At 50.0% G+C, this 1,686-nt stretch carries 1 rRNA gene; it reads left to right on the forward strand.

What is annotated here, in order from left to right:
• Positions 1–196 precede the first annotated feature (196 nt).
• Positions 197–1,686 (forward strand): 23S ribosomal RNA (locus tag BLQ74_RS26860); the annotation flags it as partial.

Below are 1,686 nucleotides of genomic sequence, written 5' to 3' on the forward strand. Positions count from 1 at the left end.
GTTGAATGAACATTGATGTCTGGTCTTTGTGCCAGAACCGTTCTTTAAAAATTTGGGTATGTGATAGAAGTAGACTGAATAATCTCTTTCACTGGTGATTATTCAAGTCAAGGTAAAATTTGCGAGTTCAAGCGCGAATTTTCGGCGAATGTCGTCTTCACGTTAGAGACAGTAACCAGATTGCTTGGGGTTATATGGTCAAGTGAAGAAGCGCATACGGTGGATGCCTTGGCAGTCAGAGGCGATGAAAGACGTGGTAGCCTGCGAAAAGCTTCGGGGAGTCGGCAAACAGACTGTGATCCGGAGATATCTGAATGGGGGAACCCACCTAGGATAACCTAGGTATCTTGTACTGAATCCATAGGTGCAAGAGGCGAACCAGGGGAACTGAAACATCTAAGTACCCTGAGGAAAAGAAATCAACCGAGATTCCCTTAGTAGTGGCGAGCGAACGGGGACTAGCCCTTAAGCTTCTTTGAATCTAACAGAACGCTCTGGAAAGTGCGGCCATAGTGGGTGATAGCCCCGTATGTGAAAGGTTCTTGGAAGTGAAATCGAGTAGGACGGAGCACGAGAAACTTTGTCTGAATATGGGGGGACCATCCTCCAAGGCTAAATACTACTGACTGACCGATAGTGAACCAGTACCGTGAGGGAAAGGCGAAAAGAACCCCGGAGAGGGGAGTGAAATAGAACCTGAAACCGTATGCGTACAAGCAGTGGGAGCCAACTTGTTTGGTGACTGCGTACCTTTTGTATAATGGGTCAGCGACTTATATTCAGTGGCGAGCTTAACCGAATAGGGAAGGCGTAGCGAAAGCGAGTCTTAATAGGGCGTTTAGTCGCTGGGTATAGACCCGAAACCGGGCGATCTATCCATGAGCAGGTTGAAGGTTAGGTAACACTGACTGGAGGACCGAACCCACTCCCGTTGAAAAGGTAGGGGATGACTTGTGGATCGGAGTGAAAGGCTAATCAAGCTCGGAGATAGCTGGTTCTCCTCGAAAGCTATTTAGGTAGCGCCTCACGTATCACTCCAGGGGGTAGAGCACTGTTTCGGCTAGGGGGTCATCCCGACTTACCAAACCGATGCAAACTCCGAATACCTGGAAGTGTCAGCGTGGGAGACACACGGCGGGTGCTAACGTCCGTCGTGAAAAGGGAAACAACCCAGACCGCCAGCTAAGGTCCCAAAGTTGTGGTTAAGTGGTAAACGATGTGGGAAGGCTTAGACAGCTAGGAGGTTGGCTTAGAAGCAGCCACCCTTTAAAGAAAGCGTAATAGCTCACTAGTCGAGTCGGCCTGCGCGGAAGATGTAACGGGGCTCAAACCACACACCGAAGCTGCGGGTGCATCGTAAGATGCGCGGTAGAGGAGCGTTCTGTAAGCCTGTGAAGGTGAGTTGAGAAGCTTGCTGGAGGTATCAGAAGTGCGAATGCTGACATGAGTAACGACAATGGGTGTGAAAAACACCCACGCCGAAAGACCAAGGGTTCCTGCGCAACGTTAATCGACGCAGGGTTAGTCGGTCCCTAAGGCGAGGCTGAAGAGCGTAGTCGATGGGAAACAGGTTAATATTCCTGTACTTCTAGTTACTGCGATGGAGGGACGGAGAAGGCTAGGCCAGCTTGGCGTTGGTTGTCCAAGTTTAAGGTGGTAGGCAGAGATCTTAGGTAAATCCGGGAT

Source organism: Pseudomonas panipatensis (assembly GCF_900099785.1).
GTDB classification, from domain to species: Bacteria; Pseudomonadota; Gammaproteobacteria; order Pseudomonadales; family Pseudomonadaceae; genus Pseudomonas; species Pseudomonas panipatensis.